The sequence below is a fragment of the Bradyrhizobium sp. CCBAU 25338 genome (assembly GCF_028128965.1).
GTDB lineage: Bacteria > Pseudomonadota > Alphaproteobacteria > Rhizobiales > Xanthobacteraceae > Bradyrhizobium > Bradyrhizobium liaoningense.
In genome coordinates this window covers 1-15,993 of sequence record NZ_LFKY01000027.1, presented here as the reverse complement: position 1 = coordinate 15,993, position 15,993 = coordinate 1, and the positions used below count along the sequence as shown (strand labels likewise).

The 15,993-nt window shown below is 64.7% G+C and carries 14 protein-coding genes and 1 pseudogene; 5 read left to right on the top strand and 10 right to left on the bottom strand.

All coding sequences use genetic code 11. The features are described 5' to 3' along the window. Window positions 1-61: 61 nt before the first annotated feature. Together ACM42_RS09355 and ACM42_RS09350 are read right to left on the bottom strand one after the other, a co-directional pair. Window positions 62-1,168, bottom strand: coding sequence for a hypothetical protein (locus tag ACM42_RS09355; protein ID WP_271527647.1), 1,107 nt, complete (start codon window positions 1,166-1,168; stop codon window positions 62-64). Beyond that, window positions 1,168-2,604 (bottom strand): MBOAT family O-acyltransferase, encoded by a 1,437-nt coding sequence (locus ACM42_RS09350; protein ID WP_271527646.1) that lies wholly within the window; start codon window positions 2,602-2,604, stop codon window positions 1,168-1,170. Before ACM42_RS09350 ends, ACM42_RS09355 begins: the two co-directional genes overlap by 1 nt. Window positions 2,605-2,853: 249 nt before the next feature. On the opposite strand from ACM42_RS09350, the gene ACM42_RS09345 reads away from it, so the two are divergent. Continuing rightward, window positions 2,854-4,974 carry a S9 family peptidase gene (locus ACM42_RS09345; RefSeq protein ID WP_271527645.1) on the top strand — a complete coding sequence of 707 codons (2,121 nt, stop codon included), beginning with the start codon at window positions 2,854-2,856 and terminating at the stop codon, window positions 4,972-4,974. Between the two features lie 196 nt (window positions 4,975-5,170). On the opposite strand, the gene ACM42_RS09340 is transcribed toward ACM42_RS09345, so the two are convergent. Further along, window positions 5,171-5,890 (bottom strand): ribonuclease activity regulator RraA, encoded by a 720-nt coding sequence (locus tag ACM42_RS09340; RefSeq protein ID WP_271527644.1) that lies wholly within the window; start codon window positions 5,888-5,890, stop codon window positions 5,171-5,173. A gap of 134 nt (window positions 5,891-6,024) precedes the next feature. Further along, window positions 6,025-7,764: an L-arabinonate dehydratase gene (gene araD, locus ACM42_RS09335; RefSeq protein WP_271527643.1), complete on the bottom strand. Its 1,740-nt coding sequence runs from the start codon at window positions 7,762-7,764 to the stop codon at window positions 6,025-6,027. 267 nt (window positions 7,765-8,031) lie between these two features. On the opposite strand from araD, the pseudogene ACM42_RS09330 reads away from it, so the two are divergent. Both ACM42_RS09330 and ACM42_RS09325 read left to right on the top strand, forming a co-directional pair. Further along, window positions 8,032-8,130, top strand: a pseudogene (locus tag ACM42_RS09330) (response regulator); the annotation flags it as partial. 73 nt (window positions 8,131-8,203) lie between these two features. Further along, a complete protein-coding gene (locus ACM42_RS09325) occupies window positions 8,204-11,722 on the top strand; it encodes a PAS domain S-box protein (RefSeq protein WP_271527642.1) in 3,519 nt (1,172 codons plus the stop codon). 97 nt (window positions 11,723-11,819) lie between these two features. On the opposite strand, the gene ACM42_RS09320 is transcribed toward ACM42_RS09325, so the two are convergent. After that, a complete protein-coding gene (locus ACM42_RS09320) occupies window positions 11,820-12,455 on the bottom strand; it encodes a response regulator transcription factor (protein WP_028181008.1) in 636 nt (211 codons plus the stop codon). 149 nt (window positions 12,456-12,604) lie between these two features. Here ACM42_RS09320 and ACM42_RS09315 point away from each other — a divergent pair, with 149 nt between their 5' ends. Next, on the top strand, window positions 12,605-12,907 hold the full coding sequence (locus ACM42_RS09315) for a hypothetical protein (RefSeq protein WP_271527641.1): 303 nt from the start codon (window positions 12,605-12,607) through the stop codon (window positions 12,905-12,907). A gap of 155 nt (window positions 12,908-13,062) precedes the next feature. Here ACM42_RS09315 and ACM42_RS09310 read toward each other — a convergent pair whose 3' ends face one another. From ACM42_RS09310 to ACM42_RS09290, 5 genes are all read right to left on the bottom strand, one after another. Further along, window positions 13,063-13,566, bottom strand: coding sequence for a response regulator (locus ACM42_RS09310; RefSeq protein WP_271527640.1), 504 nt, complete (start codon window positions 13,564-13,566; stop codon window positions 13,063-13,065). Between the two features lie 141 nt (window positions 13,567-13,707). After that, entirely contained in the window at window positions 13,708-14,025 is a 318-nt protein-coding gene (locus ACM42_RS09305) for a hypothetical protein (RefSeq protein ID WP_028181011.1), read from the bottom strand. A gap of 1 nt (window position 14,026) precedes the next feature. After that, on the bottom strand, window positions 14,027-14,908 hold the full coding sequence (locus ACM42_RS09300) for a CheR family methyltransferase (protein ID WP_271527639.1): 882 nt from the start codon (window positions 14,906-14,908) through the stop codon (window positions 14,027-14,029). Between the two features lie 60 nt (window positions 14,909-14,968). Then, window positions 14,969-15,355, bottom strand: a complete 387-nt coding sequence (locus tag ACM42_RS09295; protein WP_028181013.1) for a response regulator — start codon at window positions 15,353-15,355, stop codon at window positions 14,969-14,971. Window positions 15,356-15,387: 32 nt separating this feature from the next. Next, a complete protein-coding gene (locus ACM42_RS09290; protein WP_271527686.1) occupies window positions 15,388-15,849 on the bottom strand; it encodes a chemotaxis protein CheW in 462 nt (153 codons plus the stop codon). On the opposite strand from ACM42_RS09290, the gene ACM42_RS09285 reads away from it, so the two are divergent. Continuing rightward, window positions 15,749-15,993 (top strand): hypothetical protein (locus tag ACM42_RS09285; RefSeq protein ID WP_271527688.1); only part of this gene is annotated, 245 nt, incomplete at its 3' end. The genes ACM42_RS09290 and ACM42_RS09285 overlap by 101 nt on opposite strands.

Below are 15,993 nucleotides of genomic sequence, written 5' to 3'. Positions count from 1 at the left end.
AACTCCTTCCTGGGGTTATGGGTCCCTGCGTTCGCAGGGACGACAGGTGAGTTTGCGGCAGTCACTTCGGCACTCGATAAGCCTCAACCTGAGCCTTGAGCTCATTCAACGATGCGAGCGGCGCCTTCGGATCGACCCGGTATTCCCCACTCGCCAGCCACTTCAGCACCTTCGCATCGACCACCGGCGAATGGTGGATGACGTCGCTGTAATTGTTGAGATCGTGCGTGACCGCCTTGATCGCGCGGAAATCATGCAGGCGCACGTTCGGCAGCTGCGTCAGGCGGCGCGCGACGTGCGCCGTCAGATCGGTGACGATCTTCAACGTTTCGGGCGAGGCATCGCGCATGGCGACGAATTGCAGGATCGAATAGGGCGGGAAGTAGATGTCGAAGGTCACGTCGGGATGTCGCGTGATCAGGCCGACGGCGTCGTGCTCGAAATGCCGGACCATCGCGTCGTAACCATAGCCCTCGCCGAGGAAGCGGCTGCGAAGGGGATCGGTGATGTAGGCGAAGGCGGCAAGCGTCCTGGTCGCGTTGTAGCCGCGCGCGACATCGAAATCCCGCGGCAGCGCGTAGATGTCATCGACGTCGGACAGCGCGAACTTGACCGGGAGAAACGGCGCCGCCCGGGTCAGCGGCTCCCGCAGCGGCGGCATCGACCGCGCCAGCGCGAACAGGGATTCCTTCGCCATCGCCGCGCTGAACAGATAGGACGCGATGCCTCTGGCCGTTCCGCGATAGAGGTCGACGGAGAGATAGGGATCTGCCTCGATGTCGGCGGCATCGACGAAGATGAAGTCGTCCATCTCCCAGATCACCCGTCCTGCGCCGCGATCGATCGCCTGCGCCAGCACGAAGGCCTGCTGGCGCGAGTTGGAGCCGGTCATCGCCAGCTTGAGCGAATGGACGCCGAGCGCGCGATCGATCTCGCTCTGACGGAAATGGATCGCGAGCGATGTGCCCATGAAGGCGGTGTCGAACGACTGGCTGCGGATCAGCCCGGCATTCTGCACGCGGGTGTCGTCGGAATAGAAGGCCGCCATGAGACGCGAAGGGCGAAACAGTTGCAGGGGATCGACGACGAAGGTCAGCGCAGCCGCGGCCAGCGCGCACACGACGCTCGCGAGGAGAAGACGTCTCACATTGGCAAACGGTGCGCGCATCAGAACCGGAAATAGATGAATTCGCTGTGGCTCTGGATGCCCAAAATGCCGAACGCGAGCACCAGCGATGCGCCATAGAGGAACAACGGTCGCATCCGCCCTGCCAGCAAGGCCTCGCCGACCCTGCGGTTGCCGTGATCGTAGCCCATGATCGCCTGGGTGTTCGGGGTCAGCCACACCAGCGCCGCGTAGACCGACACCAGCACCAGCGCCGCAATCTCCTCGCGGCCAAGGACGATGTCGGCGGGATCGGCCATGGCGCGGAGGAGCCGTAGCGCCCATGCGACGCTCTCGGCGCGGAAGAACACCCAGGCGACGACGACGGCAAGAAACGTCAGAACCGCTCCGACGATGCGGGCCGGGCGCGCCAGCGACGACGGGATATCCGGCACCAGCGCGTTGAAGGCATGGTTGAGACAGAGATAGGCGCCGTGCAGCATGCCCCACACCACGAACGTCCAGGCCGCGCCGTGCCAGAGCCCGCCGAGCAGCATCGTGATCATCAGGTTCGCATAGCGCAGCACGCGACCTCTGCGGTTGCCGCCGAGCGGGATGTAGAGATAGTCGCGCAGGAACTGCGACAGCGTCATGTGCCAGCGCCGCCAGAACTCGACAATGCTGGCCGCCTTGTAGGGCGAGTTGAAATTGACCGGCAGGAAGATGCCGAACATCAGCGAGATGCCGATCGCCATGTCGGAATAGCCGGAGAAGTCGAAATAGAGCTGGAAGGTGTAGGCGAGCGCGCCAAGCCAGGCCTGGTCGAAGCTCGGCGAGCGCGCCTCGAAGGCGAGCGCGACCAGCGGCTGGATGCCGTCGGCAAGGCAGGTCTTCTTGAACAGGCCGATGGCGAAGATGATGATTCCGCACAGGATCAGATGCGCGTCCGGGTGCTTCGATTCCTCTCGCTCGAACTGCGGGATCATGTCCTTGTGGTGGAGGATCGGTCCCGCAATCAGATGCGGGAAATAGGTCACGAACAGCGTGTAATGCGGCAGCGCATAGGCCGCGACCTGGCCGCGATAGGCATCGACCAGGAACGCGATCTGGGTGAAGGTGTAGAAGGAGATGCCGACCGGCAGCAGAACGTGAACCGCAACGTGCGTGCCGAGCAGCGCGTTGATGTTCTCAGCAGCAAAGCCGGCATATTTGAAGATGCCGAGCACGAGGAGATCGCCGACGACGCCAAAAACGAGCGCTGCCCGGCGCCGTGACGGGGTGAGCTCCGCCACGATGAGGAGATGGCCGACGCCGTAGTTGAACGCAATCGATACCAGCAACAGGGCCACGAACTGCCAGCTGCCGATGGCGTAGAAGGCCAGCGAGGCCAGCGCCAGCCAGATCACCGGGGCGAGATTGCTGCGCCGGCCGAGCCGGAAATAGCCGGCCAGCACAACCGGCAGGAACAGCAGGATGAATGGATAGGAATTGAACAGCATCTGGCTGGACCGGCGGCGGGGATATCGTCCCTAAAGCATACAAGGGGCCGGTCAACAACCCGGCAGGCTCGACGCACCGGCGCTGGCAATTCGAGCCCTCGTCGCCATATGATGCGCGAACTGCCGCCCTATCGCCGTCATTACCGGGCTTGCCCCGGCAATCCATCGCTCACGAAATTTCTCTGATGGATGCGCGGGCCAAGCCCGCGCATGACGAGTGAGGTTCCGGTGAAACGCAACGAGGATCGAGTGACACAAGCCAAGACGCCTTCAGCCAAGACGCCTTTCCAGCCGCCCGTCGCGCCGCGCCGGCCGCATTCCTTCACGCGGCACGGCATCACAGTGACCGACGACTATGCCTGGCTGAAGGACGAGAAATGGCAGGAGGTGCTGCGTAACCCTGCGGTGCTCGGCCCCGATATCCGCAAATATCTGGACGAAGAGAACGCCTACACCGAGAGCCTGCTCGGCCACACAGCTAGCCTGCAGAAGACGCTGGTGCGCGAGATGCGCGGGCGGATCAAGGAGGACGATTCGAGCGTGCCGTCGCCCGACGGTCCCTTCGCCTATTTCCGCCGGTTTCGCGAGGGCGGGCAGCACGAGCTGTTCGGCCGCATGCCGCGCGATGGCGGCGAGGGCCAGATCGTGCTCGACGGCGACGCGCTCGCCAGGGACCATAAATATTTCAAGTTCGGCGGCAGCCGGCACTCCCACGATCACAAGCTGCAGGCCTGGAGCGCGGACACCAAGGGCTCCGAGTATTTTTCCGTCCGCGTGCGCGACTGGGCGACCGGGGCTGATCTCGACGACCTCGTCGAGGAGACCGATGGCGGCGTGGTCTGGGCCGCGGACTGCAAGAGCTTCTTCTATGTGAAGCTCGACGACAATCACCGTCCGATGCAGGTGTGGCGACACAAGCTCGGCACCAAGCAGGCGGACGACACGCTCGTCTATGAAGAGCAGGATGCCGGCTGGTTCACCCATCTGCATGAGAGCACCAGCGGCCGCTTCTGCGTGATCGCCGGCGGCGACCACGAGACGTCGGAGCAGCGGCTGATCGATCTCGCCAATCCCGAGGCGCCGCCGCGCCTGGTCGCGGCGCGCGAGGAGGGCGTGCAATATTCACTCGCCGACCGCGGCGACGAGCTCTTCATTCTCACAAATGCCGACGACGCCATCGACTTCAAGATCGTCACCGCGCCGCTTGGCCAGCCCGAGGGCAAGAACTGGCGCGACCTGATCCCGTATCGCCCGGGCATCTACATCATCGACCTCGATCTCTATGCCGGCCATCTGGTCCGGCTCGAGCGCACCAACGCGCTGCCGTCGATCGTGATCCGCGATCTCGCCTCGAACGAGGAGCACGCCATCGCCTTCGACGAGGCCGCCTATTCGCTCGATACGATGGGCTCCTACGAGTTCGAGACGACGACTCTGCGCTTTGCCTATTCCTCGATGACAACGCCGTCGGAAGTCTACGACTACGACATGGCGAAGCGCACGCGCACCCTGCGCAAGCGCCAGGAGATTCCGTCCGGCCACGATGCCGCCAATTACGTCACCACGCGCATCATGGCGAAGGCGCATGACGGCGCCGAGGTGCCGGTCTCGATCCTGCATCGCCGCGGGCTGAAGCTGGACGGCTCGGCGCCGCTGCTGCTCTACGGCTACGGCTCCTATGGCATGGCGATGCCGGCCTCGTTCAACGCCAACCGCCTGTCGCTGGTCGATCGCGGTTTCGTCTACGCCATCGCCCATATCCGCGGCGGCGCCGACAAGGGCTGGGGCTGGTATCTCGACGGCAAGCGCGAGAAGAAGACGAATTCGTTCGACGATTTCGCCGCCAGCGCCCGGGCGCTGATCGATGCGAAATACACCAGCGCAAAGCGCATCGTCGGCCATGGCGGCTCGGCCGGCGGCATGCTGATGGGCGCGGTCGCCAATCGCGCCGGCGAATTGTTCGCAGGCATCGTTGCCGAAGTGCCGTTCGTCGACGTGCTCAACACCATGCTCGACGACACGCTGCCGCTGACGCCGCCGGAATGGCCGGAATGGGGCAACCCGATCGAGAGCGAGAAGGATTTTCGCACCATCCTGTCCTACTCGCCTTACGACAACGTCGCGGCGAAGGACTATCCGGCGATCCTGGCGATGGGCGGCCTGACCGATCCGCGCGTCACCTATTGGGAGCCCGCCAAATGGATCGCGCGCCTGCGCGCCACCATGACGGGTGGCGGCCCGGTCCTGCTCCGCACCAACATGGGCGCCGGCCACGGCGGCGCCTCAGGACGATTCGACCGGCTTGACGAGGTCGCGATCGTCTATGCATTCGCGCTGTGGGCAGCCGGAATGGCGGAGGCCGGGGTGTAGCGACACCCACGGCTGTCGTCCCTGCGAAGGCAGGGACCCATACCGCGTGATTTATCGAGGGAGTGCGAAAGCAGTACCGGCGAAGAACTGTTACTGCTGGTCATCGCCAAACCACGCCCTGGGGCTATGGGTCCCGGATCTGCGCTTCGCTTGTCCGGGACGACATCGGAGAATGTCGTGCATTCTCCGGGCCGCATTACCTTCCGTTCTTCTTCCGCCATTCCGCGAAATCGATCAGCGTCTGCGGGTCCGTGGCGGGATAGAGACCGAAGATACCGCGGCCCTTGCCGACTTCCTCGGTGACGAAGTCCTCGAACGCGGTCATTTCGAAGGTTTCGCTCGCGATCTCGTCAGCGAGATGCGCCGGGATCACGATGACACCGTCGGCATCGCCCAGGATGACGTCGCCGGGGAACACCGGAGCATCACCGCAGCCGATCGGGACGTTGATCTCGATCGCCTGGTGCAGCGTGAGGTTGGTCGGCGCCGAGGGGCGGTGATGGAAGGCGGGGAAGCCGAGTTTTGCAATTTCAGCGGAATCGCGAAAGCCGCCGTCGGTGACGACGCCGGCGACGCCACGTTTCATCAATCGCGTCACCAGGATCGCGCCTGCCGATGCCGCGCGCGCGTCCTTGCGGCTGTCCATCACCAGCACAGCGCCCGGCGGGCAATCTTCCACGGCCTTGCGCTGCGGATGCGAACGGTCCTTGAAGACGTCGATCGTGTTGAGATCCTCGCGCGCCGGCATGTAGCGCAGCGTGAAGGCTTCGCCAACCATGGTCGGCTGATCGGGACTTAAGGGATGCACATCCTGGATCATCTGGATGCGCAGGCCGCGCTTGAACAAGGCGGTGGCGACCGTGGCGGTGGAGACGGATTTGAGCTTGTTGCGGGTGGCTTCTGAAAGTTTGGACATCGGCTGAGCTCTCTCGTTAGTTCGTCATTCCGGGGCGCGCCACTTAGCGCGAACCCGGAATCCATCGAGCCGCACGTACTGCCGCACAATGGATTCCGGGCTCGCCGCTTTGCGGCGCCCCGGAATGACAGGTGTCAGTAAATCGACGGCTCGCCGATCGGCGCGCCGAAATCGGTCTCGAGGAAATCGAAGTCGCAGCCGTCATTGGCCTGCTTGATGTGCCTGGTGAACATCCAGCCATAGCCGCGCTCGAAGCGGGGCTCGGGCTGCTTCCAGGCGGCGCGGCGCTTGTCGAGTTCGGCCTCGGGGACGTCGAGATTGATCGTGCGCGCGGCGACGTCGAGCGTGATGCGGTCGCCGTTCCGCACCAGCGCCAGCGGACCGCCAATATAGGATTCCGGCGAAACGTGCAGGATGCAGGCGCCGTAGCTGGTGCCGCTCATGCGCGCATCCGAGATGCGCACCATGTCGCGCACGCCCTGCTTCACGAGCTTGGTCGGAATCGGCAGCATGCCCCATTCCGGCATGCCCGGCCCGCCTTGCGGCCCCGCATTGCGCAGGATCAGGATGTGATCCTCGGTGACATCAAGGTTGGGATCGTCGACCGCCTTCTTCATCGAGGGATAGTCGTCGAACACCAGCGCAGGCCCGGTGTGCCTGAGGAAGCGCGGCGCGCAGGCGCTCGGCTTGATGACGCAGCCGTCGGGCGCGAGATTGCCCTTGAGCACGGCGAGCGCGCCTTCCTTGTAGATGGGATTGTCGATGGAGCGGATCACGTCGGCATTGTGGACCTCGGCACCCTCGATGTTCTCGCCCAGCGTCTTGCCGGTGACGGTGATGCAGTCGAGATGCAGATGCGGCTTGATCTGGCTCATCAGCGCCGGCAGGCCGCCGGCATAGAAGAAGTCCTCCATCAGATAGGTATCGCCGCTTGGACGGACATTGGCGATGACGGGCACCTTGCGGCTCGCGGTCTCGAAATCGTCCAGGCCAATGTCCTGGCCGGCGCGGCGGGCCTGAGCGATGAGGTGGATGATCGCATTGGTGGAGCAGCCCATCGCCATGGCGACCGCGATCGCGTTCTCGAAGGCTTTGCGGGTCTGGATCAGCTTCGGCGTCAGGTCCTCCCACACCATCTCGACGATGCGGCGTCCGCATTCGGAGGCCATGCGGATGTGATTGGCATCCGCGGCGGGAATCGAGGACGCGCCGGGCAGCGTCATGCCGATCGCCTCGGCAATCGCGGTCATGGTCGAGGCCGTGCCCATGGTCATGCAAGTGCCGTAGCTGCGGGCGATGCCGGCTTCGATGTCGAGCCAGTCCTTGTCGGAGATCTTGCCGGCGCGGCGCTCGTCCCAATATTTCCAGCCGTCCGAGCCCGAGCCGAGCGTCTTGCCCTTCCAGTTGCCGCGCAGCATGGGACCTGCCGGCAAATAGATCGCCGGGATGTTCATCGAGGTGGCGCCCAGCAGCAGCGCCGGCGTGGTCTTGTCGCAACCGCCCATCAGCACCACACCGTCGACGGGATGGCTGCGCAGCAATTCCTCGGCGTCCATCGCCAGCAGGTTGCGGTAGAGCATGGTGGTCGGCTTCAGCAGCGATTCCGACAGCGACAGCGCCGGCAGCTCCAGCGGCAGGCCGCCAGCCATCAGGATACCGCGCTTGGCGTCGTCGACACGCGACTTGAAGTGCATGTGACAGGGCTGCGCGTCCGACCAGGTGTTGAGGATCGCGATGATCGGGCGATCCTTCCACTCCTCGGGGGCATAGCCCATCTGCATGGCGCGGGAGCGGTGGCCGAACGAGCGCAGATCGTCGGGCGCGAACCAGCGCGCGCTGCGAAGCTGGTCGGGCGACTTCTTCTTGTTGGTCATTTTATTCCTTGTCCGTCCGAAGGATTCGCCCTGCTCTTCTCACAGGCCCTCCATACCCGGCAAGGCGCTGGGCGGGCTGAAGGCGAACCTCTGCTATGCACCCGGGCGGGCATACGGACGGTGTGGCGCAATAAATCGGCCGACCGCAGGCCGGAGGGGCTCCGAAGTGCTTGCCGGCAGACGACAATCCGCGCAACAATTTCATGTTTTTGATGGCTTTGATTCTGGTCGCCGGGGGTTTCCCCACCGACCCGGAGGATTGCAAGCGTGGCCAACATCCTGATCGTGGGGGACGATCCGGCCGTACAGATCACCATCCGGCTGCTGGAACGGGCTGGTCATCACGTGACGGTCGCCGGCGATGGCTGCAGATGACCAGGACACCTCCTCTGCTCCGGGCCGGAACAGGCGCGATACGGCAAGCCCGGCGACCCCCCCCATGAGACTGGCAACGACGCTGGCAACGCGGCTGGCCATCGGGATGATCCTGCTGGTGGCGGTGACCGTGGCCGCAGTCGGATGGCTGGGCTATCGCAACACCACGCAGGCCGTCATTCCACGGGTCCTGGAGCGGGTTGAAGCCCAGTCACGCCTGCTCGCGACCAATCTCGAATCCTACGTTGCCGGCGTGCGCGGCGATATGGTCGGCTACCGCGCCGCAGCGGCAATCAATGGCCTCATCCGGGCTCACACCGGTGGAGGAACCGACCCCATCGATGGCGTCTCGGAGCAAACCTGGCGCGAGCGTATCGCAACGCGGCTCGCGGCCGAGATCGACGCCAAGCCCATCTATGGGCAGTTCCGGATCATCGGTGTCGACAACGACCAGCGCGAACTGGTCCGCGTCGACCGCTCCGGACCGGGCGGAACGGCACGGATCGCCCCGGACGGCGAACTGGAGCGGAAGGGCGACCGAACCTACTTCAAGGAAACCATGCGGCTCGGGCCCGGCGAGATTTACGTGTCCCCCATCGATCTCGCGACCCGCCACGGGGGAACCACGGCCGCTCACGCTCCGACTTTGCGGGTCGCGATGCCTTTGTTTGCATCCGACGGCAAGCCGTTCGGCCTTATCGTCGCCAATGTCGACATGCGTCCGGCACTCGAGCGCGTCCGCTCCACCGTGACCTCGGGAGGGGAGATCTACGTCGTGAATTCGCGCGGCGATTATCTCATCCATCCCGATCGCACGCGGGAATTCGGCGCATTGCACGACCGTGCCAACGACTGGCGCAAGGACTTTCCATATTTCGCCGCCTTGGCCGGCACGCTTGAAGTATCCACGCGGCTCATACCGGATGGATCCGGCCGGCCGAGCGGCGCGGCCATCGCGCCGGCGCTGCTCGCGGGCCAGGAATGGGTCGCAATCATCGAGACGATTCCGGCGCCTGTGTTCGGCCTCGTGCCAGGGGCCATCCAGAGAACCTCCTTGCTCGTCGGTGTGCTGGCCGTGCTCGCAGCGGCCTCACTCGCGGTGCTGCTGGCGCGTTCGTTGACACGCCCGATCGGGCGCCTCACTGCGGCGGTGCAGGCCATCGGCAGCGGACGTCCAGCGGAGATTCCCGTCGATGCTGGCGGTGAGACCGGCGTGCTGGCGCGGGCCTTTGCCCGGATGGTCGAGGAGACGCGTGCGAAAACGGCCGCTCTCGAGCGCGAGATCGAGGAGCATCGCCGCACCGAGGCTGCGCGAAGCCATCACGCGGCGCGCGAGAGGCTGTTCAGCGCCGCGGTGGAATCATCCGACGATGCGATCGTGATGCAGACGCTCGATGCGGTCATCACGGGCTGGAATCCGGCCGCCGAACGTCTCTATGGCTATTCGGCGGAGGAGGCGATCGGCAAGCCCACGTCGATCATCGTCCCGCCCGACCGTCGCGCGCACGGCAAGGACTATTTGCAGCGGATCGCACGGGGCGAGCCGATCGAACGGTTCGAGACCGTACGCCTGCGCAAGGACGGCACGCCGGTCGAAATCTCGCTCAGCCTCTCGCCGATCAGGGGTCCATCCGGCGAGATCGTCGGCGTCTCCGGGAGCGCGAGCAGCCTGACCGAGGCGCGGCGCGCCGAGCGGGCGCTGCAGCACCAGCTCGAGGAGCGGCGACAGATCTTCGAGACGTCGCAGGACCTGATCATGATCATGGATGCGCGGGGCCATATCGCGCAGATCAGCCCGAGCAGCGAAGCCATTCTCGGCTACCGGCCGGACGAGATGATCGGCCGCAGCGGCGCCGATTTCATTCATCCCGATCATCTGGAGCAGTCGCGCGCCGAGATGCGCGCCTTGCGGCGCGGCGAGCGTCCAAAGCTCGCCGACACCCGCTGCTTCCACAAGAACGGCCACGGGGTCTGGCTGTCCTGGCTCGGTAACTGGTCCGAGCCGGCGCATCGATTTTTCTTCATCGGTCGCGACATGACAGAAGCACGGCTCGCGCAGGAGTCGCTGCGCGAGAGTGAACGGCTCGCCCGCAACATCGTCGAGACCTCGCTCGACGCCTTCGTCCAGACCGACGAGACCAGCAGCATCCTGAGCTGGAATTCGCAGGCCGAACAGCTCTTCGGCTGGCGCCGTGACGAGGTGCTCGGCAAGAGCACGATCGATCTGATCGTCGCCGAGAGCGAGCGTGAGAGGGTCAGGGCGGGACTGCGGCGTTTCCTCGAGGATGAGGACGGCAGGACGCTGAACCGCCGCCTCGAGCTCATGTGCCGCCGCCGCGACGGCAGGGAATTCAGGGCCGAGCTGAGCGTCACCGCCCTGAAGCGCCGCGAGGGCCTGTTGTTCAACGTGTTCTGCCGCGACCTCACCGACAAGATCGCCGCCGAGGAGCGCATCCGTCACGCCGAGAAAATGGAGGCTGTCGGCCAGCTTACCGGCGGCGTGGCGCATGACTTCAACAACATTCTGACCGTCATCACCGGGACGATCGAGATTCTCGCGGAGGCGGTCGCGAAGGAGCCGCAGCTCGCGGCCATCACCAAGATGATCGACGAGGCCGCCGCGCGCGGCGCCGATCTGACCCAGCACCTGCTCGCCTTCGCGCGCAAGCAGCCGCTCCAGCCGCGCGAGATCGACATCAACTCGCTGATCGTCGACACCGCGAAACTGTTGCGGCCGACGCTGGGCGAGCAGATCCAGATCGAATCGGTGTTCGAGGACGAGAATTGCGTCGCGATCGTCGATCCCAACCAGCTCACCACCGCGATCCTCAATCTCGCGCTCAATGCTCGCGACGCCATGCCCGGCGGCGGCAAGCTGATCCTGGAGACTGGCGCCGCCTATCTCGACGAGATCTATGCCAGCGCGAACGATGTGCCGCCGGGGCGCTACGTCCTGATCGCCGTGAGCGACACCGGCTCCGGCATCCCCGCGAACATGTTGACCAGGGTGTTCGACCCCTTCTTCACCTCGAAGGGACCGGGCAAGGGCACCGGACTCGGGCTTTCGATGGTCTACGGCTTCATCAAGCAGTCCGCAGGTCACATCAAGATCTACAGCGAGGAGGGCCACGGCACCACGATCAAGATGTACCTGCCGCCCGGCAAGACGGCGACAGCGGTCGGCGAGGGCGTGACGCCGGCGACGATCGAGGGCGGACACGAGACGATCCTCGTGGTCGAGGACGACCGTCTGGTGCGGGACTACGTGCTGGCGCAACTGCATTCGCTGGGTTACGTCACCTTGCAGGCTGCGAACGCCGCGGAGGCGCTCGCGATCGTCGCCAGCGGAAAGCCGTTCGACCTTCTGTTCACCGACGTCATCATGCCCGGCAAGATGAACGGACGGCAGCTCGCCGACGAGTTGATGAAGTCGCGCCCGGATCTCAAGGTGGTCTACACGTCAGGCTATACCGAGAACGCGATCATCCATCACGGCCGGCTGGATTCGGGTGTTCTGCTGCTGGCAAAGCCCTATCGCAAATCGGATCTTGCGCAGATCATCCGCAGGGCGCTGAGCGGGTGATGCCTGGGAGCCCCGTAGCCCGGATGCGCGAAGCGACATCCGGGACTCTGCGGCAGCGTTCCCGGGTATCGCTTCGCTCACCCGGGCTACAAACTCCCTACGATGCGCGCTGGGCCGCAGTCATCACGATGCGGATCAGATCGGCGGCATTGCGCGCGCCGAGCTTCTTCATGATGTTGGCGCGATGGTCCTCGATCGTGCGCGGGCTGATGCCGAGCGTTCGGCCGGCTTCCTTGTTGGATGCACCGGAGGCGAACTGCTCCAGCACCTCGCGCTCCCTGCGCGTCAACGGCTCGCGTCCGGGGAAATGCAGCGAGCCGAACTTCGGCGCTGCATTCTGCGCCTGCCTGCGTGCATAGGCGCCGATCGCCTCATCGAGCCGGCCGACGATCTCGCTGCCGCGGAACGGCTTCTCGATGAAGTCGAGGGCGCCGCTCTTGATCGCGCCGACCGCCATCGCGATGTCGCCCTGACCGGAGATCATGAAGATCGGCGCCGGATAGTCCTCGCCCTGCAACTCCTTCAGGATGTCGAGACCCGACTTTCCGGGAATATGCACGTCGAGCAGAATCGCAGCCGGTGTGCGGCTTCGCGCGACCGAGAGCAGTGCTGCACCGTCTGCAAAACAGATCACGTCATAGCCCGCTGCCTTCAACACCATCGACAAGGTGTCGCGAACGGCAGGGTCATCGTCCACCACGAAGATTTCACCGCGAGAGCTTTGTTCGGCCATGTGCCACATCCGGTTGGCATGAAGGACTCGCGTCCGCGCCAACCCTTATGGCGCTCGGCGCGGATTCGGCCCACCCGTATTTGTACGGGACATGGACTTAACGCACAAGTAGCGGCAAGGTGCCTAATTGCGGGACACGGAGATTATCCATGCTAAATTTCGCTGGCCCGGCCCCGCTTGTCGCGACGTCTGCAACTGACAGCCGTCAGTTGATCGCAGCCGATCTTCGCTCTCTGATCGTGCGCATCGACATCAGTCTGCGCCTGATCGACGCAGTCATGGCTGAGGAAGACGCGGCGGGGCACGTGAGCGCTATCGCGGGTTCCAATGAGATTTTCGTGCTCGACGACGTCACGCCCCGTTACGCCGCGGCGGGCGCCGCTCTCATTGCCTGCCGGGCGGGGCTCGACCACGCCCTGCAACAATTGTCGGAACCCGGCAATCAGGCCTGAGCCGCAATCAGCGCGGCGGAGCCGCCGCAGCCGCTTGCATGGCAGCTCAGCGCGTTAAAGCGCGATGCGATCAGGATGAATCGTCACCGCGCTTTAGGTTGTTGTTCAAGCATGATCTTTTCGGAAAGCCGCGGCGCACTTTTCCGGATCATGCTTTAGGCGCGATGCCGTTCCACGATCGCGTCGTTGGCGACACCACCCCAGGTGTGGATCGCAGGCAGGCCCATCGCGATCTTGCCGAGATTGGCGAGGCTGATGCGCAGTGCCGCGAGATCGAGCGGCTTCGGCAGGCTCTGCAACTCGATCCCGACGGAGCGGGCAAAGCTGCGGGCGGCGCTGCGGCGGCTGCCGTCCATGCCGCTGATGACGATCACGGAGCCCGCGAATTTCGCGCTCGCCATCTCGCGCAGCACGTCGATGCCGTCGCCATCCTCCAGCACGAGGTCGAGCGTCACGCAATCAAAGCGCGCGGCGCGGAGCTTCTCGATCGCGTCCGTCACGGATGGCGCCACGGTGACTTCGTGGCCGGCCTGCTTGGCGGCGACCGCGATCAGGCGGCGTTGCGTGGCGTCGTCGTCGACCACCAGGAGCTGAAGCGCACGCCGCTCGGCGACATCGGGGAGGTTTGACGAGACGGGGGAAAGAGAACTTCTGGGCATTTCCGAATCCTGAGATTGAGGCCCTCAATGGATACACGGCTCGCGCTTAGGCGATGTAAAGCTGCTGCGGCCAATTGATTCGAATGTGTTCAGCAAATGTGAAGCAAGGTGCCGGAAGGAATGGCGGCAGCTGCGGCCAGATCACGCCGCGGCGTCGTGGCCGCCGGCCGCACCGCGCTTCTTCCTGTTCTTGCCGCGCAAGAACTGGATGTCCATTTCGGCGCCGTTGACGCGGACCAGCTCGCAGCGGCGGTAGGCGAGGCCCGTTGACGACAGCAGCAGGAAGAACTCTTTCAGATTCAATCCCTGGATCGAGCCCTCCACCGTGAGGATGGCGTCGGTGTCGGAGATTGCGTTGAGCTTGCAGTCCCGCCGCCAGGTGCCGTCGATGGCCATGATGCAGACATCATAGCCGCGGCTGAACGTCACGCGCTCCGCGCCCTTGCCATCGTCGGCCATGTTATTGCCCCGCCATCGCCGCCGCCATGCGCGGCGCCGCTGCGGCGAGAACCGGCTTGGCTGCTGCCGCACGCGGATCGTTCGGCTTGTAGAGGCCGCGCCGCTCCGGAATCGGTCTGAACGTATCGGTCAGTCCGACCACGGTCTCGGCGGCGCCCAGCACCAGGAAGCCGTCCGGCTCGATCTGGCGCGCCAGCCGGTTGAAGATGTTGATCTTGGTGTCCTGGTCGAAATAGATCAGCACGTTGCGACAGAAGATGACGTCGAAGGTGCCGAGCTGGGCAAAGTCGTGCAGCAGGTTGAGCTGGCGATGCTGGATCATCGCCCGCAATTCGGGATTGATCTGCCAGGTCTCGCCGGTCTGCTTGAAATATTTGACCAGCATCTGGATCGGCAGGCCGCGCTGCACCTCGAACTGGCTGTAGACGCCGGCCCTCGCCTTCTCCAACACCTCTTGCGACAGATCGGTCGCGATGATCTCGACGCGCCAGCCGGTGAGGGCCGCGCCCATCTCCTTCAGGCACATCGCCAGCGAATAAGGCTCCTGCCCGGTCGAGCCGGCGGCGCACCAGATCCGCACGCTGCGGCGGTTGGCCCGCGCCTTGATGATCTCGGGCATGATGTGGTCGCGGAAATGATCGAACGGGACCTTGTCGCGGAAGAAGAAGGTCTCGTTGGTGGTCATCGCCTCGACCACATCGGTGATCAGCGTGCGCGAGCCGGCTTGCAGCTTCTGCACCAGTTCGGCGATGCCGGAGAGCCCCGCCTTGCGGGCGAGCGGCAGCAGGCGGCTCTCGATCAGATATTGCTTGTCTGCGGACAGGTCGAGACCGGAATTATCCTTTAGGAACTTACGCAGATACTCGTACTCGGTCGGGGTCACGGATGGCCTCTCGGAAGCTGTACTGGAACACTCTGGCCCAAACACTCGGGCCAGACACACTCAGACCATGGCTTGTCCGACCGGGATCAAACCAACTTCAGCGAACTTGTCGGCGATAATGTCTTTGTCGAAGGGCTTCATGATGTACTCGTTGGCGCCGCCGCTGAGCGCCTGCGCGATATGAGCCACGTTGTTCTCGGTGGTGCAGAACACCACCTTGGGCTGGTCGCCGCCGGGCAGGCGGCGCATGTGGCCCATGAACTCGAAGCCGTCCATGACGGGCATGTTCCAGTCGAGCAGCACCGCGTCGGGCAGCTGCCGCTGGCAGATCTCGAGCGCCTTCGCGCCGTCCTCGGCCTCGGTGACCTCGAATTCCAGACCTTCCAGGATCCGGCGCGCGATCTTGCGCACCACGCTGGAATCATCGACCACCAAACACGTCTTCATTTTGGTTCTCCGGCTTCGATGGTTTCGTTGGTTCAGGCCGCCATCATTTCGGGTGCGAGCTCGAGGACGCGATCGACGTCGAGGACGACCATGAGCTGGCCGTCGAGGCGGTGGACGCCGCCTGCGAGCTTGGCCATGCGGGGGTCGAGGTTGACGGGGTTCTCCTCCTTGCCGTCCTCGGGCAGGCGCAGCACCTCGCCGATCTGGTCGATCAGCAGGCCATAGGATTCGCCGCGCAGGTCGACGCCGACCGCCATCGGCACCTTGCCGTCCTCGGCCTTGGGCAGGCCGAGACGGGCGCGCATGTCGACCACGGTGACGATGCGGCCGCGCAGGTTCAGAACCCCTGCGATCTCGCGCGAGGACAGGGGAACGCGGGTGACGCGCTCGGGCATGAACACGTCCTGGACGCGGGAGATCGGCAGGCCGAACCCCCCCCCCCCCCCCCCCCCCCCCCCCCCCCCCCCCCCCCCCCCCAGCTGGCCGCCGATCATCGCGGTGACGTATTCGACCATGGCGCCTTCGCTTACTTGCGTCTTGCTGGTCATAGCGTATCTCCTGGTCCCGTTAGGCCGCGGCCCGGCTCAGCTCGGAAGCGCCGGCGGCGCCCGCGGTCTGCTCCTTCAGCGCCGCGATCA